The sequence below is a fragment of the Algoriphagus aestuariicola genome (genome assembly GCF_017254835.1).
In the GTDB taxonomy this organism is placed as follows: Bacteria; Bacteroidota; Bacteroidia; order Cytophagales; family Cyclobacteriaceae; genus Algoriphagus; species Algoriphagus aestuariicola.
The window spans coordinates 761,291-783,470 of sequence record NZ_JAFKCW010000003.1; the positions used below are offsets into that span (position 1 = coordinate 761,291).

At 45.5% G+C, this 22,180-nt stretch carries 15 protein-coding genes and 1 pseudogene; 3 read left to right on the forward strand and 13 right to left on the reverse strand.

Annotated features, from left to right (window positions below; genetic code table 11):
* Window positions 1-131 precede the first annotated feature (131 nt).
* Window positions 132-1,796 (reverse strand): carboxylesterase/lipase family protein, encoded by a 1,665-nt coding sequence (locus J0A67_RS15995; RefSeq protein ID WP_206570367.1) that lies wholly within the window; start codon window positions 1,794-1,796, stop codon window positions 132-134.
* Window positions 1,797-2,055: 259 nt separating this feature from the next.
* On the opposite strand from J0A67_RS15995, the gene J0A67_RS16000 reads away from it, so the two are divergent.
* The gene (locus tag J0A67_RS16000; RefSeq protein WP_206570368.1) at window positions 2,056-3,687 is read left to right on the forward strand and encodes a M28 family peptidase; all 1,632 of its coding nucleotides are present in this window, start codon (window positions 2,056-2,058) and stop codon (window positions 3,685-3,687) included.
* A 67-nt stretch (window positions 3,688-3,754) separates the two neighbouring features.
* Here J0A67_RS16000 and J0A67_RS16005 read toward each other — a convergent pair whose 3' ends face one another.
* From J0A67_RS16005 to J0A67_RS16015, 3 genes are read right to left on the reverse strand one after another with little or no spacing between them, the layout of a single operon-like run.
* Window positions 3,755-4,279, reverse strand: a complete 525-nt coding sequence (locus tag J0A67_RS16005) for a nuclear transport factor 2 family protein (RefSeq protein WP_206570369.1) — start codon at window positions 4,277-4,279, stop codon at window positions 3,755-3,757.
* A gap of 27 nt (window positions 4,280-4,306) precedes the next feature.
* Entirely contained in the window at window positions 4,307-5,056 is a 750-nt protein-coding gene (locus tag J0A67_RS16010) for a tetratricopeptide repeat protein (RefSeq protein ID WP_206570370.1), read from the reverse strand.
* 19 nt (window positions 5,057-5,075) lie between these two features.
* Window positions 5,076-5,843 (reverse strand): hypothetical protein, encoded by a 768-nt coding sequence (locus tag J0A67_RS16015; protein WP_206570371.1) that lies wholly within the window; start codon window positions 5,841-5,843, stop codon window positions 5,076-5,078.
* Between the two features lie 317 nt (window positions 5,844-6,160).
* Between J0A67_RS16015 and J0A67_RS16020 the strand changes: the two genes are divergently transcribed.
* Together J0A67_RS16020 and J0A67_RS16025 are read left to right on the forward strand one after the other, a co-directional pair.
* A complete protein-coding gene (locus J0A67_RS16020; RefSeq protein WP_241265209.1) occupies window positions 6,161-7,957 on the forward strand; it encodes a tetratricopeptide repeat-containing sensor histidine kinase in 1,797 nt (598 codons plus the stop codon).
* A complete protein-coding gene (locus J0A67_RS16025) occupies window positions 7,957-8,688 on the forward strand; it encodes a response regulator (RefSeq protein WP_206570373.1) in 732 nt (243 codons plus the stop codon). The genes J0A67_RS16020 and J0A67_RS16025 overlap by 1 nt, the downstream gene beginning before the upstream one ends.
* A gap of 15 nt (window positions 8,689-8,703) precedes the next feature.
* On the opposite strand, the gene J0A67_RS16030 is transcribed toward J0A67_RS16025, so the two are convergent.
* The 9 genes and pseudogenes from J0A67_RS16030 to J0A67_RS16070 all read right to left on the reverse strand — a co-directional run bounded on the left by J0A67_RS16030 (window position 8,704) and on the right by J0A67_RS16070 (window position 21,779).
* Window positions 8,704-9,015: an EthD family reductase gene (locus J0A67_RS16030; protein ID WP_206570374.1), complete on the reverse strand. Its 312-nt coding sequence runs from the start codon at window positions 9,013-9,015 to the stop codon at window positions 8,704-8,706.
* 38 nt (window positions 9,016-9,053) lie between these two features.
* Window positions 9,054-10,055: a cytochrome c gene (locus tag J0A67_RS16035; RefSeq protein ID WP_206570375.1), complete on the reverse strand. Its 1,002-nt coding sequence runs from the start codon at window positions 10,053-10,055 to the stop codon at window positions 9,054-9,056.
* A 266-nt stretch (window positions 10,056-10,321) separates the two neighbouring features.
* Window positions 10,322-10,738 carry a nuclear transport factor 2 family protein gene (locus J0A67_RS16040; protein ID WP_241265210.1) on the reverse strand — a complete coding sequence of 139 codons (417 nt, stop codon included), beginning with the start codon at window positions 10,736-10,738 and terminating at the stop codon, window positions 10,322-10,324.
* Window positions 10,739-10,760: 22 nt separating this feature from the next.
* A complete protein-coding gene (locus tag J0A67_RS16045) occupies window positions 10,761-11,174 on the reverse strand; it encodes a RidA family protein (protein WP_206570376.1) in 414 nt (137 codons plus the stop codon).
* A 63-nt stretch (window positions 11,175-11,237) separates the two neighbouring features.
* Window positions 11,238-11,750: a YybH family protein gene (locus tag J0A67_RS16050; RefSeq protein WP_206570377.1), complete on the reverse strand. Its 513-nt coding sequence runs from the start codon at window positions 11,748-11,750 to the stop codon at window positions 11,238-11,240.
* A 63-nt stretch (window positions 11,751-11,813) separates the two neighbouring features.
* A pseudogene (locus J0A67_RS23510) lies at window positions 11,814-12,044 on the reverse strand (hypothetical protein); the annotation flags it as partial.
* 351 nt (window positions 12,045-12,395) lie between these two features.
* Window positions 12,396-12,920, reverse strand: a complete 525-nt coding sequence (locus J0A67_RS16060; RefSeq protein WP_206570378.1) for a nuclear transport factor 2 family protein — start codon at window positions 12,918-12,920, stop codon at window positions 12,396-12,398.
* A gap of 461 nt (window positions 12,921-13,381) precedes the next feature.
* Window positions 13,382-15,409, reverse strand: a complete 2,028-nt coding sequence (locus J0A67_RS16065; protein ID WP_241265211.1) for a tetratricopeptide repeat-containing sensor histidine kinase — start codon at window positions 15,407-15,409, stop codon at window positions 13,382-13,384.
* A 196-nt stretch (window positions 15,410-15,605) separates the two neighbouring features.
* Entirely contained in the window at window positions 15,606-21,779 is a 6,174-nt protein-coding gene (locus J0A67_RS16070; protein WP_206570380.1) for a S8 family serine peptidase, read from the reverse strand.
* Window positions 21,780-22,180: the final 401 nt, after the last annotated feature.

A 22,180-nucleotide genomic window follows, 5' to 3' on the forward strand; every position in this document is an offset into this window, starting at 1 on the left:
CTCTTTCCAATAAGGTAAAAAATGGCTGGGGCCAAAAAAAGAGATCAGCTGATTTTTTGGTTCAATTGAAAAAAGGTTTCAGGAGGAGAACCCTCCTGAAACCCCGGAACGATGGATAATTTGTTTTGCCTTTAGGCGCTGGCAAGGCTCATTCTTGCGGCTCGGTCCGGATCGTTTTTAACTTCACTTGTATCGTTCAAAACCATGGTTTCCCCGTTTTGAGCGGTGAATTTTGGCCAATTGGGAAGCGTTCCGGCGTTGGGGTCGCCGGTTTTCATAAAGGCCAGTAGCGAAGCGGACATTTTCTCGGAAAGCATTCTTGGGCGCTTGCCCCCGCCGGTGTGGGTGTACATCCTGTCTGTATTGTCGTACCAAAAACAGATGTCGATGCAGTGGAAAGCACGCATCCTGCCATTGTAGAGATTGGGTTCCCAACCAAACCAAGCCATATAGACGGGTGCCTTTTGCTTGACTTTTGCATTGCCACAGGCAACGGCATTGGCGCGGTTTGAGGCTGCCAGAGTCATAATTTCAGCAGGCTTTTTTCCTGGGAAATTGGCAGCATAGGCTTGGTAGACTTTTTCGGAATTGTCCCCAAAGCGGGATTTCAAAGCCTCTATCGCCTGCTCTGGCCCCCCTGCCTCAAGCTGCGGATTGGTGCGCGTGGCTCCCCATTCGTGGAAGGTCGTGCAGATCATCAGCGGTATTTCTGCAGTATGGTCATTCGGATTGCTGAAAAACTCGCCTTTGGGCACATTCACTCCATCTGCCACGGGTCCAAACCCGCCTCGGAATCCTGGCTGAGGAAATTCTTTTCGCATCCGGTCCAATGCTTTGTTGGCGATGTCGAGGTATTCTCTCCAGGGAATGTCCTGGAGTTTATCTACTTCTGCCGGGGTCAATCCGGCTCCTTCAAGGACATATTGTCCAAGTTTGCGGCTGTATTCGGGATCATTGGCTCTGAGCATCGAACCACTGAGTGCCACACCTTTGTGCACAAGTCCTTTTGCCGCGGGCATAGACATGGTGCAAGTTACTTTTGCTCCACCTCCGGATTGGCCCATGATGGTGACATTTCCGGGATCTCCGCCAAAATTGGCGATGTTGTCCCGCACCCAGTGGAGTGATGCTAAGATGTCTAGCTGGCTAGCGTTGCCCGAAGCAGCATATTTTTCACCGCCGACTCCTGAGAGGTCCGTAAAACCAATAGGACCGAGCCGGTGATTGATGGAGACAAATACCACATCCTTTTTCTTGGCGAAGTTTTCCCCATGATAGCCATCCTGCTCGATTCCGTTGCCATTGGTAAATCCTCCCCCATGCAGCCAAACTAGCACTGGTCGCTTTTTCCCATCTGCCAGTCCGTTGGTCCAAACATTGAGTTTGAGACAGTCCTCGGATACGTCATCGTAGTTCCAGTGATCGGCAAAGGAATAATGCACGTTCGCATAGCGTCGGTCCATGATTTGGGGCGCGGTATTTCCCCACCAGATGGTGTCTTTGATTCCCTCCCACTTTTCGGGTTTTTGTGGGGGCATAAATCGGTTTTTGCCGGAGGTATCAGCCCCATAGGGCACGCCCAAAAAAGTGTAAACCCCATTGAGCTGGTAGCCCCGGATTTTTCCAAAACTTGTATCAGCCACAGCGATATCATCTCCGATTTTCAGGAATTGCTCATCCTCGGCTTCTGCCTGAGGCGATGAAGCAGAGGCACCACTTACAGCAAATGGTACAGCCGCAATACCAGCTGTCCCAAGGCCAATTTTCTGCAAAAAGTCGCGTCGGTTGTTTTTCATAAAGGTTACAGGTTTAGTGTCAATTTCTATTGTCTCAAGTTGTGGGAATAGATGAGAAAATCCTAATCGCCTGATTGTTTTTATTTTGGCTAGTCAAATGGGGTTTGGACGGTACACAGGTTATTCTTGCGGAGGGAGGAATAAACTGGACGCTCGATCAAATTTCCTGGGTGCTGTGAGCCTTGAATTGAGCTATTGGAGTTGATTTGACTTAAATTGGCTTTGGTTAATTTTCTTCCTTGAATCCGACTACTCTGCAATGAAAAAACTCCTTTCCCTGCTGTTGATCCTGATTTCTTTTCAGGCATTTTCCCAAAAGATTTCCGTTCCGGGTTCCGTGAAAAAGGCCATGGCTCAAGTGGATACCCTGACGGTCCGAAATCACATTGCTTACCTGGCAGATGACAAATTAAAAGGGCGCCTTCCCGGTACCGAAGGCTACCAGATGGCAGTGGACTATGTCATTGAGCAATTCAAGAATATGGGTGTTCAGCCTGGAGGTGATCCGGGACAATTCACTCAAAAATTGATTTTGAGGAAGTCCATAGTAGAAAATTCTTCTGCCAAGGCCGCGTTGAAGGATAAATACGGCAATGTGGATTCCTTGGCCTTTTTCAGAGATTTTCTACCTGTCCCCCATCCCTTGCAGTCAAGGGCTTCTGGAGAGGGAACCCTGGTATTTGTGGGATACGGGGTGGATATTCCAGGTAAATATTCCGACTATGAAGGCGTGGATGTCAAGGGTAAGGTAGTAGTCATGCTTGCCGGAGTTCCTGATGGGATTCCTGCTTCAACCTTGATTTCACACTTTTCCAGTCCTGGAAATAAAATGAACACCGCTTTTTCGAAAGGCGCAATCGGATCCATTCTGGTCAATCCCAGTTTGACTTTTGCCAATCCCAATCCCTTGCTTCAGTCCAATGTGGCGTTAAACCCAGAGAAAACCACAGCCTACGGACGCGGTTTTGTTGGCAATCTAGGCTTTGCTTTCAACGCTAGTATGTCTTTTCTAACGGGGATCTTCTTGAATTCAGGAAAAAGCCTGGATCAGGTTTTGGCAAACTTAAAGTCCGGCAAGAATTCTTCTTTTGAATTTCCATTGACATTTTCGGCAAGCTATTCCAATTCCCACAGCGAGTTTGAAAGCGCTAATGTCATCGGCATGATTCCAGGTTCGGATCCCAAGCTGAAAAATGAATATGTGGTCCACTCTGCTCACTTGGACCATGTGGGTGTCGGTAGACCTGAAAACGGAGATTCCATTTACAATGGCGCCCACGATAATGCCTCCGGGGTAGCTTCGCTTTTGGAGATTGCGCGGATTTATTCCAAAGGAAATGCAAAACCCAAGCGCTCGGTGTTAATCGTAATGGTGACGGCCGAGGAAATGGGCCTTGTCGGATCGTCTTATTTTGCCGCCAATCCCTCTGTGCCCAAATCCTCCATCGTGGCAAACGTCAATACCGACATGCCAACCCTCATTGCGCCTTTGCTTTCTGTGGTTCCCTTGGGAGCGGAGCATTCCAGCTTGATGGAGAATGTAAAGTTTGCCGCTGATTACCTGGGCTTAGAAGTAGAAGCGGATCCCGAACCTGAACAAAACCGATTCGTACGCAGTGACCAGTACAGTTTTGTGGTCAGTGGGATTCCCGCATTGCATATTAAATACGGCAACAAAACCAATGATCCCGGATTTGATCTAGACGCTTTTGTGAAAGAGTGGAGAGCTAAGTTTTACCACAGGGCTGCCGACGGAATGGACGGAGTTTTCGATTTTACCGCCGCCAAAACATACATACAGCTCAACTTCCTGATCAGCTATTCCATTGCGAATACTTCCGCAAGGCCGACATGGAACCCCGGGGATTTGTTTGGTGCCAAAGGGAATTAGGAAAAGGACCGGGAAGAAGGCACAATATCCTCTGAGAGGGTCTTCCCGGTTTTCAAAAAAGTTTGGTTTATTGTTGGTTTTCGAGACTGCTGACAGAATCTGCGGCGGCGGATTGAATCTCCATGATTGCCAGCTGTATGGGAGCATTATCCCAATACCCATGGGATTTCACAATTTTGCCGTCGACAAATTGGGAGGTAACATGAATCGGAGTTTCAACTGATTTTCCATCGGCTGTCAACGTTCCTCTCCACACTCCCCAGAAGTTCACCCAGGTTTCACCCTGATCGTCAACCACCATTTCCAAAAAATCCTTTCCCCTGTCAAAGGAATAAGAAGAAAGAGCTTCCAATTCCATCTTTTGCTGGGCTATGATCTCCTGTATGGTGGCTGGATGATCCTCCGTTGCGTTGAAAAATATCTGAGCCCCCTCCGCATAGTGCGGGAGGTATGCCTCAAAATCCCCTTTTTCGTAACTGCTTATTATTGATTTGAAAGTTTCAATTTCTGCAGATTGTTGCGTGTAGCGCTGCTTGCCTTCACAGGCGAAAAGCATTGCCGCAACAGCATAGATAATGATTCTGTTTTTCATCGTAGTTTTTGGATTTCAGTTAGACTTTTATTGGACCAAAAGCTTTCTGGCCTCCTCCGCCCTTTCCTGAGAGACTTCCAAACCCATGTCAGCTGCTTTTTGGTAGTATTTGGCTGAGTTTTTATAGTCTTTCACATTCATGTAGTACTCTCCCATACTGTCGTAGGTATTGGGTTCATCCGGAAATTTCTTGATATACTTTTTGAAGGATGCCTTAGCGACTTTCATATTGGCATAGCCCAGCATATTGTATCCTCCGCCGAATTCCGGGGCAAGTTTTACCAGCATTTCTCCGTTTTTTACCGCTTCGGCATAGTCTTTTTTGTAGAAGTAGTTGACAAAAAGACCGAACTCATAGACTTGCGCCGTGGTAGGATAGGCTGCTTGAAGTTCTTTGATTACTCCTGAAATATCCGCCTTGAGGTCACTGTCCAGCAAGACCAAGGCTTTTCGCAGGATCTTTTCTGAATCGGTTAGTTTGGCTTCAGAAATTGCAAGGGCTTTTTGGATGTTTCCCTTTGGAAGATCTAGGTTGGAGGAATTCAAGCTCTCAATACCACGATGGGCCAAAGCCATGAAGAACTCGGGGTCACTTTCCAATGCTTTGGACATCAACTCCCGATAGGAGGTGAGATCGGCGTGTTGTGCTGACATCACGGCGGCCTGGTAGTTTTTCTTGGCTTCATCTGAGGTCGTCGAAACCGGCAAAAAATAATCCTGAGCCTTCGAAGTGTTCAAGGCTAGAAAAAGGATAGCGAAAGAAATGAGCGTTTTCATCGATTTTTTGGGAAATAGGTTATCTGGTCCTTCGGCTCATTTCAACGTTCAGTTTATACTGATATACCCAGGTGTTTTTCAGGGACAGTCTGAATTCTGCCTGAAGTGCCTCCCGTTTTTCCTTTCCATGTTCCTTTTCATAGAGGTCCCATACTCCGTCCCTTATCATGTCCATTTCCGCAAAGTTTTCAAAGGGAATCACGTAATGGTAATTTGGACTCTCAGGGCCCATAGTCAGCCAATTATACCAATACCCTCTTGCAGCTCCTTCAGCTTTGGTAATACTTGCTGTAACTTCCCGGATGGTAGGAAGAAAAAGGTAACCATGGGATTGGGTGAGTTCGAAGAAGGAGACTGAGATTAACTCATCCTCGGTTGGAGATGCAATGCTCAATGCCGGGAGTAGCCTGGTGATGTGATTGGTTGACTTCTCGATATGGGGATTGATCAGATTAATGGCTATTGTAGCACAGTTTTTTCCGACAGGGTCTTCTTTGTCCATTTCGGCCCAGTTTTGCATGTCAGACACTAGGACATACACGTTGCCATCCCCCTGCTGCCTTTGCCAGATCCTCCAAGTCCATTCCCCGTTTGCGGCGATGTAGCATTCTTTCCAGGCTTTTACTCCCTCTTGGAACTGAAGGTCATGCCCGGGTTTGATGGTAAATTCCGTCACAGACATCAATGGCCCGAGTGGTTCATTTTGGGAAAATGAAGAGAGAGTGGCGGAAAGGATAACGGCCCCTATAAAGGAGGACTTTATCAAGAATCGAGAAAGAGTTTTCATAAGATTATTGGATTTTTTCTGTTCAATTTGAACAGTATCTGGGCGTATTAAAAGTCAAATAGGACAAAGACAGCCTTATACTGTCCTAAGGTGTTGTTTTATTTTTCTTGGCCTTTGAACTACAATAATCTGATTTTAAAAAGATTATATTTTGTTATATTTATCAAATGAAGAGTGTTTGGATTCTTCTTTTTTTTTCGACAATCCATTTGGCTTATGCTCAGATTGGAGAAAAGAATGGATTTTTTCAATATCAAGAAGTCTTTTTAGAAACAGACGATTTTGGCCAAGAATATCTGGGAGTTTTGGAGCAATCCTTGGCACAAATTCACACTGATTCACTGCTCAGACTAAGGATACTCAATGACTTGGGGTACTACTATCACACCAGAAATTTGAACAAGGCGCTTGATCTGATCAATCGAGGTCTTGACGAAGCCACGCTGCAAGACAATGTCTACTGGCAAGGTAAACTACAGGTTTCCCAAGGAGCCATCTTACTCCGAATGGAGGAACTGGATCTTGCGGAGGTCGTCTTGAAAAATGCCCTCGAAAAAATCCCCGAAAAGGAATATTGGCTGCTTTATACCAATCTGGGATATGTCTATGAAAGAAGGGGAAAACTTGGCGATGCGTTTGACTACGCATCCAAAACTCTCAAGATAGGGGAAACTTACAACGACAAAAAAGCCATTGCAATGGCCTATTCGGATATGAGCAATCTCTTTTGGAAGCAAAGGAAATATGGAGTGGCTTTAGAATACGGGTTAAAGTCTGTTTCGATTTTTGAGGAAATAGGGAAAAAAGACCTGGATTATGACTTCACCCTTCATGTGGTGGGAAACAACCTAGTTGAGCTCAACCGACTCGAAGAAGCCCAAAGGTATTTTGAAAAATCCATCCGGATAGGCGAGCAATATGGATTCTACAACAATCTGAGCGATAGTTACATTGCACTTTCTGATTTGAATACCCAAAAAGGGAATTTTGCAGAGGCCATCTCCTCGGGAATGGAGGCTTTAAAGTATGCAGAGCTTTTGGAGAATGGATTCATGATCATGCGCTCTTACCTTTCCCTCGGCAAGGCGAGTAATGCGGCGGGAAATTTTGAAGAAGCGGTGGCATATTTGGAAAAAAGCATAGAGACCGCAACCCCCGACTTCGGAGATAAATATTACCTGAGTCTTGTTTATTTGGAACTGAGCAAAGCCTTGGAGGGAAGCAAGCAGTTTGCCAAAGCTCTCGATGCCACGCGTACCTACGATCAGCTCAGACAGCTTGTTTTTAGCCACAATGCCAACGAGCAAATTTCCTTTTTGCAAACCCAAATGGAGCTAAACCAGAAGGAAAGTACCATCAAACTCCAGGAAGCAAAACTTGCCAAAAACCAAGTTATTCAGGCTTTTATCCTGACCTTGTCTGGGATTCTGGTAATTTTTCTCTTTGTCCTTTACAGGATTTTCCTTCGAAAAAAGAAATACAGCAGGCTTTTGGAGAAAAAGAATCTCGAAAAGGAATTTCTTCTCAAAGAGATTCACCATCGGGTAAAAAACAATCTGGAGACCATTTCCAGCTTGCTTTCCTTGCAGACAGCCCAAATTGAAAGCCGGGAATTTCAGACAATCATGGAGGAAACCCAAAACAGGGTTCACAGTATGGGGATGATCCATAAGAGACTTTATCAGGGCGAAAATATCAAGTCGATTGAGATGCGGGATTTTTTTGAAAGTCTCGGGAACTATACCATCGATACGTTCGATGCCTCGGAGAGAATCCGCTTTCTATCAGACATGAAGCCGCTCGAGCTCGATGTGGACTTGGCCATCCCTATTGGACTTATAGTCAATGAATTAATTTCCAACTCCTTAAAGTATGCATTTCCAAACAACTGCTGCGGTGAGATAGAGGTGAAACTTTTGGAAAAGGATGATCATCTGCATCTGATAGTCTCGGACAACGGAATCGGAATATCCGAAAATCCCCAAGTACTAGGCTCGGGTTTTGGCAGCCAGTTGATTCAGCTGCTTACCAGGCAGTTGGACGGAAAAATGACCCTTTTGAGGCAAAAAGGCACAGAAGTAATTTTTGAATTTCAAATCAACAAGGCAGCCTGATGGAAAAGACAAGTATTCTGATCGTAGAGGATGATATGATCATCGCCGCTAATATCAGTTTGAAGCTGTGCAATCTGGGCTATGAAGTGACCGGAATCGAAACCAAGGCAGAAGAGGCTATTCACCATGCCTTGGAAACGAGGCCTGACATGATCCTGATGGACATTCAGCTCAAAGGTCAGTCTAACGGTATCGATGCTGCCAAAGCTATCCGCAGATACCTCGACATCCCCATCATCTACCTCACCGCAAATGTGGATGATTCCACCTTCCAAAAGGCAAAAGAAACCCATCCATATGCTTTTATTGCCAAACCCTTTACCAATCTGAACCTTGAACGAACTATAGCTTTGGTGGAGGAAAAAGTCAAGGAAAAAAGAGAGCATGTCTCGATGGAGGACACTTTTGTGGATTCCCAAGAGGATAGGATTTTTATCCGCAACCAAAATAGGCTCGTCAAAGTAATGTTCGACGAGATTCTTTTCGTGGAGGCAGACCGGAATTATAGCAAAATTACCACGACTACACAGACCTTTCTGATTGTATGTCCTCTGAACAAATTATGTGACAAAGTTGACCCCAGGCATTTTGTCCGAATCCACAGATCCTTTGTTGTTAATTTTGGAATGCTGGATGCAGTGGCCGACTCCTATGTGGATATCAAGGGAAAGCTTATCCCGATAGGAAAGCAATACAAGGAAGTTTTGCATAAAATGCTAAACAAAGTCTAAGGCTTTCGAGCTTGTTCAGCTCGTCCAGTCCACTTCTCCTACGAGCATTTTAGCTCCTCCGGTAGCAAAATTTGCAATGTCGGCTGCTGCCGCAGACCCTTCGGCCGAGGCCATAGTAGCCTGAAATTCCTCCAAGTTATTGAAATACAATTCCCCCATCCTATAATATGGAGGATTAGCCCCATCAGGACCAGAAAGAAACTTGGTGATTTCGGCCCTGACCACTTTTTTCATTCTGGCAACAATGACCAGATGCTCATTCAAATAATACGAGTCAAAGGCCTTTGGATCCGCAGGATGGCCGTAGAGAACAGTTACTTTGATCATGATAATTGGGTTTATGTTCAGGTACAATTCTATTTTTGCTATTTCTTAAACATCAGCTCCCCGACCTCATGCTCCACCGGTTCGAGACTGTGAAGAAAGAGGTAAAGCGCTTCCAAATCCTCATCTGACATTCGTGAAAAAGGTCCCCAGTGCATGGGAGAAATTTTGATTTGTCGGCCCTTTCGGAACCGTACCTTCCATTCTTCTACCGTTTTGAATTTGGAAAGCGCGCTGTTGGGATGAGGGGTAATATTGGGAGAGCGCATCCATAGCTCGGGATCTTCACCCAATGCCAGATGCATCTCAGGAAAAGGCTCAAACTCCATCCCACCAGCAAATTCAGGCCCAATCGCCTCAAAAGTAGTCAGATCTCTTTTTGTATGACAAGCCACACAGTTTGCCACATTTTTGGCCAGATACTCTCCCCTTTCGACCGTTGCCTCCATCGGAGGAGCCTTCGGACTTGGATCGGGATTCTCAATAGGTTGAAAGGTAGGTGAAATTACCTTAACCGCTTTCCCCATAAATGTCCATTTACTGTCTGAGACTTTATTTTCAATGGGGGCCATAGTTCTCAGGTAGGAGACTACTGCTATCAAGTCTTCATCAGCCATTTTCCAAAAAGGCATGAGCAACGCGATGCTCGCTGTTCCGTCTGGCTTGACTGCATGACGCATCATTCTGAATACCTGACCGTCGGTATATCTTCCAATGCCTGTTGTTGGGTCCGGTGTAAGATTTTTTGTGAATAAACTACCCAATGGACCCAACGAGAATTCTGCCCCACCTCGTAGGGGAATAGGCTCCCCTGCATCCGTAGCGACCATTTCTTCAATAGTGGCTACATGGCAATTCGAACAATGTGCCGGTCCGTGCACTAGGTACTTTCCCCTTGCGATCACGGCCGAATCCGTGCTTGTCTGAAGATCGGGATAGGGAATGTCATAGGTTTTGTTCCATGACGCCTGAACATAAATTACCATTCCCCCTATCACCACAATAAGGAGGATTAGAATTCCGAGAAAGATTTTCTTGAACATCGTTATAGGGTTTAAGTGAACCGTTTTTACTTTTTATTCCATTGGCCTTTTTCGACGATTTCCCCGTTTCCACAAAAAATGGCGTACTGTTTAGCCAGCGGAAAAACACAAAAGCAAAAGTGACCACATAGCTTCTGTACATTCGTTCTTTGTAGTGATTGATTCGCCTCAGTAGAATAAATCGGAGTGCCGCAAGCCAAAAGCTGTAGCCAAGCTTTGGGTTTATCCAGGATTAGGCTGAGTTCTTTGGCCACTTCTATTTTGATTTATTGGACCGTTGCCTCGTGCAATTTTTTGGTATCCGCATACTGTTGGAATGCCACCACTTTCCCGTCTTTTAATGTCCAGAAATGCGCCACCTGAACATTGTAACTCTTCCCGTTTTTCCTAAGGGCATCATATCTCAAAGTGGCCAGCACTTTGCCGTGGAGTATCTCATGCAGCTCGATATCTTTCAAATTAAAATACTCGTGTTCTGCTCCTATTCGGGCAAAAACCCCATTCAGAACCGCCTCAGGCCCTAGGTATGGGTTGCCGTCTGCATAGGGATTGCCTTCTGCCTCATTCCAAACAATATTGGGGTCCATACTGCCCAAAACTGTCGGTATATCACCAAGGGCAAATGCATTGTAAAGTCCATCGATGACGGAAAGGTTTTTGCTTCCAATTTCAAGGCTATTCATAGTCGTTTTCAGTTTTAGGAATTCATTGTTTATGTGCTTCCAGCTCGATTTCTATCAAAAATTCAGGTAGGGCCAAGCCTTTCACCTCAATCCAAGACCCGGTTGGAAATTGCTTTGTATAGAGCGTATTTCGGTATCCTGCATGTTCTAAAAAGGCCGGCATATCGGTTGTAAATACATTCTCAACCACTACATCGTCAAAGGTGCAACCGTAGTGTTTCAGCACTTGGTCCAGGTCTGCATAACAGTTTTTCATTTGCTGGAGAAAATTACCCATTGCGGTGGGCGTACCTTCATCATCCATGCTGACTGCACCGGAGACTTTGATGCTGTTTCCGATTTTTACCGCATGGCTGTAGCCATAGGCTTTTTCCACTTCAGGCCGGAGCGAGAAGTATTCGGGCTTTTCGTTAATTGATTTATCTGAATTTTCCACTTGATGATCAGGGTTTGATTTAGTAAGCTTTATCCCAAGAAATTCATCTCGTTAAAAAGAGCCTCAATTTTCTGTATCGCTGTTTCCAATGTCCCTGATACAGACAAACTTTCCGTTGCGCTTTTCCCAGATGGCCATATATTTTCCGGTGGAAGTGACCTTTCCGGAGGCATCCGTTCTTGTTGATTTACCAACCTCAGTTACGATGTTGTCATCACCAAAAACCTCCAAAACCTCATAGGTAACCGTGCCGCCGGTAGGACTTTCAGCAAAGCCTTTTTCAATTGATGTTTGGATGGCGGCTTTACCCACACTCATGGGTTCTCCGCTTCCCATCGTCACCGCATCGTCACTGTAGAAAGCAAGGATGGCATTGACATCACGGGCATTGTCAGCTTCTGCAAAGGCGGTTTCAATGGCTTGGATTTCTGCCTTGATCGCAGCCATATCGGGTTGGGTGACCACTATCGGTTCGGGGGCTTTGGCTTCCTGCGGAGCTGGAGAGCCGCAAGAGAGAGTTAGAAAAGGCAGCGCGATAAGCGCTATTCCAATTCGGAAATAGGTGGTATTATTCATGGTTTTGGATGTTTGGTGCTTACTCTGATCGGTTTTCGGCATCCCCGTTTTTATTTATAATGCTTAGGTGAAAAGAATACCAAGGTTTCTGATCAATGAGAGGCCTTGAATCCGTCTTTTGCCCATCGTGAACACTACCATACAGATCACCGAAAGCATGATGGAATTGGTCAGATCCATATTCTCAAGAGAAGCTAGAGCTGATTTCAATTTATTTTGACTGTTTTGGAAAAAGAGACAGGTCAGGGCTTTTTGAAAAATCCCGAGATGTTTGGCTTGCAGGTAAGCTACCCAGTTGGATAGAGAAAAAGAATCAGCCTAGGACAAACGACCCGACTGAATGTCCGAAATGGGGTAAATACTTTCCGGGGAATATTCAAAAAATCGGGCCCTTGGTAAGTTGGCGACTTGATTTTGCTCGGCTTGGGAACCTACAGATCTACTTCTTTTTCCTTTGACCTCATGTTTCCGAGCTTATAGGTGTAAGTTGCCATAAACATCCGCTTACTTGAATTACCTTGGTAATCGCTGATTCTGCAAACGAACAGGATAAGACTTGTGACCCCTTTGATCTACTCAATAGACTTCCCAAAAAAGCTCGAAATTGACCTTTCGATAATTCGTATGGTTCTCCTGCGGGTCATTTCAATTGGCAGGCGGCGTCACGGTGTATCCCTGTGTTTCCAGGATATTCAACACATCATACCAATACCTCAGAAACTCGATTTTACCGTTAACTACACGGGCAGCTGTGTGATAGGGGACTTCGATGATTTTGCCTGTAGTCTTATGGGTAAGTGTGTTTGTTCCCCAGGATAACACCCATTCCCCTTCATTCCAGTTGTTCGTTACTTTCACTGGCAGATATAGCTCTTCTGAAATAGAGTGCTTGTATTGATTGATGCTGTTGGTAAAATATTCTTTGTGCTGAGTCCTGTTTAGAGAATCCATCCCACCTCCGAGTCCATACACCATGACGTTAGGTGCAAGCTGAGCGTCCATTTTAGAAACATCCCCCGAATGAAGGGCTTTGACATAACTTTGAACCAACTCAAGTGCAGTTGCTGCATTTTGAAATTCAAGGGTAACTGTACCCTCTTGAGCCTTTGAAACGAGAGGCGTCATCATCAGCACGAATGCCAATGGTAGCAATGATTTTAAATTTTTCATAGTTTGATTGTTCAGATAGAAGGTTAGATAAATTGAAAAGTTCGTTGAAGTGAGAAAAAAGATCCAGGTATTCAGTAGATTATAAAAGCCATGTAGGACGAATGACCGGTTATTGTTATCCCAAACCAAGGGAAAAATTTTCCGGGAGAGGTCTATCGAATCACTATCCGAGTTTGAAGAAATCGGAAAACAAAGGGGCCATGATCTCGAACTGTTGAAGCACCTAACTTGGGTTCAGGATAAACTGAAAGCCCCAGGTGTATGCGATTTCATCCAAAAGTTCATGGCGTTAAATCCTTCGAACAAGGCCGACAGAGAGAATTATGAAATAGATGCTGAGTGTCACTGGACCTTGGGCGGCTATGCCCCGTTTGAAGCTAGCAGGATGCCAGCGCTGCAAAAAAATAGGATCAATCCCACATGCCCTTTCGGAAATCTTCGTCAAACTCGTCTAGGCAAATTCATACAAAGGGAATCCTGAGATAAAAGGTGGAGCCTTCTCCTTTTTCCGAATCCACTTCCAGCTCTCCCCCATGCGCCTTGACAATATCGTAGCTAAGGGACAAGCCTAAGCCCGTTCCGGATCCCGTTGGCTTGGTGGTAAAGAAGGGCTGGAAGATTTTGTCCTTTATCGAATCTGGGATACCGATGCCGTTGTCTTTGATAGAAATTTCGACACCAGAAGGAATTTTCTTGCTGCTTATCCCGACTTCAGGCTTGAATCCATCAATCCCCGATTTGGCTTTTTCGTTGACCGCATAGAAGGCATTGTTTACCAGATTCAGGATTACCCTGCCAAGATCGCCAGCCACGATCTCGACTTTGGGTAGCATTGGGTCGAGGTTTAGTTTTATCTCGGAATTAAAGGATTTGTCCTTTGCACGGAGTCCATGATAGGATAGTCGCACATACTCCTCAACCAAGCCATTGATGTCGGTCAGCGATTTTTCACTCTGATTTGTCCGGCTATGTTCGAGCATTCCCTTAACTATGCCGTCTGCGCGCTTGCCGTGCAGCCTGATCCTCGACAGGTTTTGCTTCAGTTCTTCTCCCAGGGCCTTTGCTTCCTCATAGTCCCCTTTTTCCAACTCTTCCTTCATCTCGTCGACCAGTTCCTCACTGACTTCAGAGAAGTTCTTCACAAAGTTGAGCGGGTTTTGGATCTCGTGGGCTATGCCTGCGGTGAGCTCTCCCAGAGATGCCATTTTCTCGGCTTGGATAAGTTGAGCCTGGGTGGATTTCAGCTGATCGTAGGCAGTGGTTACATTTTCTCTTTGGGTTCGGATTTCCTCTTTTTGAATCTGTAGCAGGCGGTTTGCCTTTTGCTTGCTGAGGTTGTTTCGGAAGAGCGAAATGCTGATGATGACAAACATCACCAAACCGCCCAAGGAGGCAAATATGATGATTCGTTGATTGAAAACGGCCGCGTTTTTCAGCTCCGTGTCTTTTTGAAGTAGCTCGATTTCCGCTTCCTTTTTGTCCAACTCATATTCAAATTGGATCTGTTGAATTCGCTGTTCCGTACTGGATTTTGCGATTTCCTCTTTTACAGTTTTTGCGTTGATCTCATTTTCGTAGGCAGCCTTGAAGTTTCCGATTTGGGCTTCTGTTTCTGCAAGATTTTGATAGATGTCTACCAATTCATTTTTGGCATCAAGGGCAATTGCCAAGAGTTTTGCTTGCTCGAAGCTATCAATGGCGCCTTTGAAATTTTTCTGCTTGATTTGGGTTTTCGCCAAGCCAATCAGACTTTGCGTCATTTCAAATTTGGCGTCCAAAATTTCTGCGATTTTCAGGGCTCTGTTGTGATAGCCGTATGCTTGCTGAAAGTTTCCCAACTCTGAGTTGATTTCCCCGAGCTGGGTCAGGGGAAAGGTGGCGTCGAGAGTTCCGTCGCATAGCTCTAAGGCCATTTGGTGAAAGTAGATGGCGGAATCATACTTGGAATCGAGAAAATAGACCTCCCCAATATTCATGGCGGCGATAGCTTCTCCCGATTCCAAGTCTATTTCTCGGAAAACCTCCAAGGATTTTTTGAAATAAGTCAATGCTTCGGTGATAGTATTGCGGTTTTTGCTATATACCGTACCGATGTTGTTGTAAGAGGTGCCGATTCGTAGTTTATTGTCCAGCTGCTCCGAAAACTTCAGTGACTCAAAATGCAGTTCCAAGGCCTTGCTGCTATTTCCCAACATGTAGTAGATAGAACCCAGATTACTGAGAACATTTGCTTCGCCAGTTTTGTCGTCGATTTCACGGAAAACCTTTAAAGCATCTTGGAAGGTCAAGATAGCTTCCTGAAGTTTTCCTTGCTGGGAATAGGCCCTTCCTTTTGCGTTGTATGCATCCGCCAATCCTTTTTTGTAATCTAGATTGAGTCCCAACTGGATGGCGCTATCGAAATTTTCGATTGCGGAACTAGGATCGGTGCCAAGCAACTCAATCCCCAACTCCACATAGGCAATGGCCTTTGCACTATCATCCTTCATGTTCCCAATCGAGCTCGATAGACTATCGACTCGAGAGGTTTGAGCCAAGCTTTTATTCCAGAGAGAAAAAGACAACAAAAGAAGAAATAACAAGAATCTATAAATGGTCATAAAACAGTTCTAATTCCCATATTCTATCGGACAGATTAGTCTTATTCAATTTGGTGATTTTTTGGCTAAAAGAAATAATACCTGTTTATGGATCTTTGATGATATGAATGGTTTTTACGCCTCGTAAGGTATTGATATTGATCATGTAGAATCCATGATGCATTTGTGAGAAGTCCAGCTCCAGTCGGCTTTCGTCACTATGCCAAGTTCTTCGCAATTGATGGACTCTTCCCATCGCATCCAGAACCACCAGTGAGAATTCACTTGGTTCCTCATTTACCAACCCTTTCAAGTTGAGGCTTAGGATATCTCTGACTGGGTTAGGATAGGCGACTAGTTCAATAGTTGATCCTTTCTCTCCCAATGTCGAGTTGTTTTCCGAAACAGAGAGCTCTGGGTATGCTTCATTTGAGAGAGGCGCTGTCCTGGCAGATTCGAAGCCATTTCCTATTGGCCGAATCGCAATCGCTTGCGCAACCCACTGCTCACTTATACTAGCCTTGGCACTCTTGTCACCGGTATTTCCGGGATCGCCTTGGATAATATAGGACATCATATTTGAAGTCAATCCTTGCTGCTGGTTTGGATCATCATAAACTTCTATCGCACCGGTAGGTGGAGTCCAAGTAGCCTTGCTCTTGTTGGAGTAAAAGAGCATGACTAGGGTATTGCAATCTAGAGTAGTCAGAGAAGGAGCGGTCGCAATCAAAGATTGATTACCGGACGAGGCACGGGACGAGACGATAGGCCCATCGGGATGGTAAATGTCAGCACCCGTAATTCTGGTGATTCCCATCGTCCATTTTGGAGCTTGTTTGATGGCAAATTTGTAGAGATCAGGCTCGCTTGCGCTTTTTACCACTTTGTAATAAGTAACCATTGCAATTTGGTTTTTCTGATTGACCCGCTTTATCAAAATCCATTCTTTGTCAAGGGGCGTAACCGACGGAGCCTCTCCTTTTTCAAACATCAGACCCACAATCAGCAAATCTCCGACTTTGGTGTTGGCTGGTTTCTTAATGGTCGCGGGATTGCTGGTATTTCCTGCACCCATGGCGGTTTCAAATTCTCGGATTTCAGGAGACTCGTTGGCACACCCTACGATCAATAGGGTTTCATACGCTGAACTCGCGAGCAGATAGTTTTCATTTCCAAAGAAGGTGGCCTTTACCCGGTAAGTGCCGGGGTGCGATGGAGCTATAGCAGTAGGACCGTAGTTCGTCTCTCCCACTCCTTCATATTCGATCGTAATCAGACTTTGATCCAGCAGGTCTTCTATTCCTCCGATTCCGTAAGCAGATGCGGTTACTTCGATTGGTTCCCCGTTATACTCAAATATTCCGCCCATAACCAAAACTGTCGGAGTGGCCTTTTCGACAGTTAGGAGCCCTTTTGTGATGGTACCAATGACATAATTCGACGGGTCAAAGAGCTTGATGGCCGGATCAATCTCGAAAATACCTGCTGGGATCAAGCTATTGGCTGGAGATGAGGCTTGACTGCCAAAGAGCGAATAAGAGATGGATTCTACTACAGATTCGGCGTTGTCTTCCAAGGTCACTTCGTTCCCTTCTGAATCGAGAAAGTTCGTCCTTATCTTAAAGCCATCAAATTCGGTGGTGAACGTCGGTTCACTTCCACCAAACACGACCAAATTTGGATCTGCGGATGTTTCCGCAGAGAGTGGAGCAGGGTATATTTCCAAGTCAGCCGGCAAGTAGGATGAAATGAAGTTTCTGGTTTCGAAGGTACCGGGTATAATGATGTGTTGTCCCACGTCCGTGCCGGTCACCATATTAATCGAAAAGAATTCCAGGTTGAAATCATCGTCACTTTCTCCGACCTCCTCACCAAAATCGTAATATTTGCCTATATCGGCGTTTTCACCTTCTATTGCCAGTTCCAGATCTTTTTCTCCGAAAATTACCAGACTATTGTTTTCGGCTTCTTCTTCACTTCCTCCGGTGCTGTTAATGATAGTTCTCGAATTGATGATGACCCGGCCATTGATCAAGGTTCTGGCGTTGATCAGGGTACGTCCATTGATGATGACCCTTCCATTGATGAGGGTGCGTGCGTTGATCATCGTGCGCGCATTGATCATTGTTCGACCGTTGATACTCACATCCTTGAGCTCCTGACTATCGGGGTCATCAAGGTAATCGAGGAATGAAGCTACGGGCACATCAAATGCAGAGTTGATGATAGGTCTACCATTGATAATGGTCCTACTGTTGATCATTGTCCTTGCATTGATCATGGTGCGAGCGCTGACCATGAAGCTTTTGTTGACAAAGTTGGCTTTGTTGATGAATGTCCTTCCGTTGAAGATTCCCAGTGGAAGACTGGTATCGTCTGGTCTTTTGGCCAGCTGAAGATCCTGCAGGTATTGGGCAATTATGCCATTTTTCAATCCTTCGACGTCGTTGATCTTCACTTTCCCATCCATTTCGATCAGATCGGCCGGTATGATCACTTCGAAATCCAAGGCATTGCCGATCGATTCTCCATATTCCAAGGCAAGTTGGCCGGTCAGGTCTTTGGGTTTGATAGTGATCGGCAAACCTTCCACTTTGATGATTCCCGGACCGTAGTTTCCAAAATCATTGTTTGTACCATCATATAGCAAGCTTCCATCCTCCTGGGCCACACCGACATAGTTGAAAAAGTCCGAGAAGGTAAATGTAGTTTGCGGGTGTGAGGCGGTGATAATGTAAGTGCCGACGTCGGCCAAGTCTCCGCCTATTGTACTATTAAAGCTGAGTAGTCTCAATGAAGGATCCGGGTTTTCTGGGTTCAATGTGAGCCCCACTTCCTCTAGCGTAAGTTCGCTTGGTACCCATTCGTTGCCGATTCGTTCGAGCACACTAGCGGTAAATGGCTCAAGGATTTGGGCGTACTTTTTGGTTACGTCATCAGCTCTGATTGCTATGGTTTTCTTGACCACATCGAAGAAGTATTCCGGGCCCGCAGATCCACCATCCTGCCCACTGTCAGAAATGGAATTGTTGGTCACAGTGACGCCGGGATTTCCTTCGAATGGAGGTACGGTGACTTCTAGGTAGCCAAAACCGAACTCATCGAGCCCGTAGACGGCATTCAATTGTTCTTCCCGCAAATAGACATTTGAGCCTTCGTAGAGATTTGTTCCACGGATGATCAACTTAAACTCTATCTCACCAGGATTTACTCCTTCATCATACACCAATTCGATATTGTCTGGATTAGGCGCTGCTAGAGAAATCAATGCCCTATCTGCTCGAATGAGGCCTGCCCCAGATTTTATATCCTCGCCTGGCTCGTGCATATCCTGGGCGGATGCTTTGAGAACCCTTCGAATATCGTTCGGCAAGCTAACACCGATTCCACCCTCCCATTCCGTCGGGTTAGATGCGGGATAATATTTGATGCGAGCCTGTTTGATCAAAGCGGCTACCGCGGCAGCATGGGGAGCGGCAGCTGATGTGCCATAGAAGTTCGGGAAATCGTCGCCTTCTAGATTGGGAGCGCCGAAACTCACTGTGGTATTTACTCCGTTGGGGGCTGTGAAATCTGGCTTCGCTCTCAGCTCCCTATTGGTTGTGGTTCCGCCTCTAGAAGAAAACGATGCTACGGTAAAAGGCTCTGTTCCACTTGGAACCAAAGCTGGGTCAAAGCCGAAGACGGAAGTATTCGCATAAAGAACAGCTCCCACCGTCATGGCACCTTCAGAATTAGCATGTCCTACGATGGTGGAAGCGTTGATGCCGTTTTGATCGTTCGGATCTAGCTCACCTCTGAAAACAACATATTTAAAGTCGATACCCGTATTGGTGTCTAGGTCGGTGCAAGTTTCACACTCCCTTGCTATAACAAGTTCGACGGTAGTTTCTTGAGAAATGGTGAAAGAGAGAATTTCCAAGGGGTCGCCATTGGCATTGTCACGGTTGAAGCCATAAAGTGGAACACCGAAGTCTTTCAGGTAAATATCCAAATCGTATGCACTGCCTTGTTCATCAATTGAGTAAATGGGGTCATCCCATTGGAGGGCGATCATATAAACTGCGGGACCGTTTTCCCCGGGGAATACCTTGATGGATTGTGTAGTATTCCCATTGGCAAATTGATGTACTCTTCCCAACCCATTCCAAGTTCCTTTATTCAAGGGCAATGCAATATTCGGATCTGTTGTCGGAGTAAATGTGCCTTCAAACGATTTGCTTCCGAAGTTTCCTGCGGAAGTAAAATAGGATACACCATTGGCGGTAACCTCATTGATGGCCCTTGCTACTTTCCCATCTCTAAATGTTGGTTCTGTCATGTAGGTGATGTCGTCCACCAGGATGTCACTCCCCGCAGCGGCCATGTCGCGTATTCCTTGGGCAAAATCTCCGGCGGTAATGACTCCTGTGCGGAAACCAAGGTCGGCTCCTGGAGCGATGTCGAAAGCGATCTGCGCCATTGCGCGGCCCTCGTCAGTTCCGGTTCCAAATCTGCTGGGGAGATCTCTAAAAAAGAAAGTGGTTTCAGGCAAGTCTCCATTTGAAATGTCCGCGGCTAAGGTATTTACTCCGGGATCAGTTCGGGTGGCGTAGCTGTCAGAGAGTACGCCGATTTTGATACCCGTGCCGTCAATGGGCTGATCTCCCTCAAAATGGGTATACCCAGCTCTGACGAGATTTGAACGCATCACTCTGTCCCCCTGAGTTGTAGTTGCACCCTTGTTGGCAACGGGTGGAATAGCTGGCTGAACATGATTGATCACTTCGGGATATAGGTTCAGTTCTGGAAGTTTTTCGATCGGGAAGAAGCCTGCGATGATCAAAGAATAGGGATCTTGTTTGAGCTCTTCTTCATCTGGAGTTACAAAACCCAAGTTTTCCAAAATCGCCTTCGCCTCGGCAAATTTGTCCTTCATGTAGATCACTTCAATCAGGACTTCGTTTCCATCGATGTAGAATACTTCGTTGGATTCTACCACCTGGCCTCGACTGAATATTTCATGCAATGCAGTGAGTTCAGACCCGATAAGTGAATAGACTTTTCCCTGTGTACAAATACCAAAGATTTGCCTGTCGTTGACTGTCACGTTCAGGGTTTCAGCACTTCCGCAGCCTGCGGTCGTTGAAACCATGATTACATCACCATTTGTTACCAAAATCGATTCTGGAGTTGCTATTGTTTGACCGTTTCGGGTAAAAATCAGCTCTCCCTGATCAATGGAGGCAAAGTCATAGAGATTGGCAATGGCGTTGTTTCCTCCGTTTTCGGTACTGCACAACACAGCGTCGACGACTGAAAGACTGGGCGCAGTAGTATGGGTGACCTCAAGGCTGCATTCCGTTGGGCTGCAGGCGCCTTTGTTTTCTATTTCCAGCGAAACGCTACCAGAGCCCGACCATTCTACCGTGATTGAATTGGTTCCTTGGCCGGAAATAATTTCGCCTGCTTCGGTGACAGTCCAAAAGTAAGACTTGGCTCCCTCGGGCGCTGAATATGAGGCAGAAGAGCCGGCACAAACTTCAACATCCCCCTCAATGGCACAGGCTGCATCAGAATCTATCACCTCAGAAGCTGCCTGCACAGAACGGCTTTGGCTTCCTACAGATTTTCCATTTAGTGAAACAACTCGGGTATGGTAAGGAGAGCCGTTGATGCTAGAGGCTGAATTTCCATCTCCCCAATCCTGTGCTTTGGCGATGTGTCCTCCCCAGGAAATTACGACGGTGTTGTAGGAGCTTTTTGCACCAAAAACTGAGAAGGATATCTTCAATCTGGTGACGGCGTTGTTTGCCGAAGTGTTTTGTTGTAGGACGTATTTGATTTGTGTGATTTTGCCTCCGTAGATGGCGATTTTTCTTTCAGCTTCAGACAGTTGGCCAAAACTTGTGGAAGGTTGAGGGGTACCATTTGGAGTGGGAATTGCCAAAAAATTTGGATTACCGGTACTGGGAATTACGGACTCACATATTCTATCGAAGCTTGTGATATAGTCAATTGCATTTTTTCCGTCCTTTTTCGTATCCCATTCTATTTCCAAGGTATGGTCTCCTGGGCGCAACTTTGAAATTGTCACACGATAGGGAATAGATTGTCCTTCAAAAAAATGGCTATTGCCGGAGTTGGAGTTTCCTGTTGACCAGACAACGGGGCTTTTCGGTACTTGGCCCACCCCACCATTTTGTCCCTGCTCCAGCTTGACGGTTTGGGAATTTGCATAAGTAGCAACGAGGAGAAATAGAATCGCCAGTCCCTCGCGAAGAGTAGATAATCTTAGCATAATTAGTCTTTAGTCTAAAGAGTCCAATTGTTAAATCGAAATAGGTGTTGTTTAACTCAAGAAGCATCAAAAAGTAAGAAGAAGCATTTATTTGCTATCAAAATACAAAGTTAATCCTGTAAAATGGCTTTTCAGGACATTAAAAGTTTGATCAAAATATTCTAAACCAATGACTTAAAAGGTTATTCTGGATCAGTGGAGTTATAGAACAAGATTAAACCTTTAAAAAATTTGACTATTTGATCCAGTAAACCATTTTTTAGAAAAAAATCTGTATTGAAAATTCTTGGTGTCAAGGAGTTTATATTCTTTTTCCCCAGCGAATTTTCGATAAATGTATCTTATAATTCAGGTTTGAATGTGTTGCTGCCAAAGCAAGAGTGAGAGCAAGGGTGCAGTTG

What these genes read in the sequence shown, in the direction of transcription:
- J0A67_RS16025 (WP_206570373.1), top strand. Translation starts at nt 7,957, where the DNA reads ATGGAAAAGACAAGTATTCTGATCGTAGAGGATGATATGATCATCGCC.
- J0A67_RS16030 (WP_206570374.1), bottom strand. Translation starts at nt 9,015, where the DNA reads ATGATCAAAGTAACTGTTCTCTACGGCCATCCTGCGGATCCAAAGGCC.
- J0A67_RS16040 (WP_241265210.1), bottom strand. Translation starts at nt 10,738, where the DNA reads ATGAATAGCCTTGAAATTGGAAGCAAAAACCTTTCCGTCATCGATGGA.
- J0A67_RS16060 (WP_206570378.1), bottom strand. Translation starts at nt 12,920, where the DNA reads ATGAAAAATTTAAAATCATTGCTACCATTGGCATTCGTGCTGATGATG.
- J0A67_RS16070 (WP_206570380.1), bottom strand. Translation starts at nt 21,779, where the DNA reads ATGCTAAGATTATCTACTCTTCGCGAGGGACTGGCGATTCTATTTCTC.
- J0A67_RS16010 (WP_206570370.1), bottom strand. Translation starts at nt 5,056, where the DNA reads ATGAAAACGCTCATTTCTTTCGCTATCCTTTTTCTAGCCTTGAACACT.
- J0A67_RS16000 (WP_206570368.1), top strand. Translation starts at nt 2,056, where the DNA reads ATGAAAAAACTCCTTTCCCTGCTGTTGATCCTGATTTCTTTTCAGGCA.
- J0A67_RS16005 (WP_206570369.1), bottom strand. Translation starts at nt 4,279, where the DNA reads ATGAAAAACAGAATCATTATCTATGCTGTTGCGGCAATGCTTTTCGCC.
- J0A67_RS16050 (WP_206570377.1), bottom strand. Translation starts at nt 11,750, where the DNA reads ATGAATAATACCACCTATTTCCGAATTGGAATAGCGCTTATCGCGCTG.
- J0A67_RS15995 (WP_206570367.1), bottom strand. Translation starts at nt 1,796, where the DNA reads ATGAAAAACAACCGACGCGACTTTTTGCAGAAAATTGGCCTTGGGACA.
- J0A67_RS16035 (WP_206570375.1), bottom strand. Translation starts at nt 10,055, where the DNA reads ATGTTCAAGAAAATCTTTCTCGGAATTCTAATCCTCCTTATTGTGGTG.
- J0A67_RS16015 (WP_206570371.1), bottom strand. Translation starts at nt 5,843, where the DNA reads ATGAAAACTCTTTCTCGATTCTTGATAAAGTCCTCCTTTATAGGGGCC.
- J0A67_RS16065 (WP_241265211.1), bottom strand. Translation starts at nt 15,409, where the DNA reads ATGAAGGATGATAGTGCAAAGGCCATTGCCTATGTGGAGTTGGGGATT.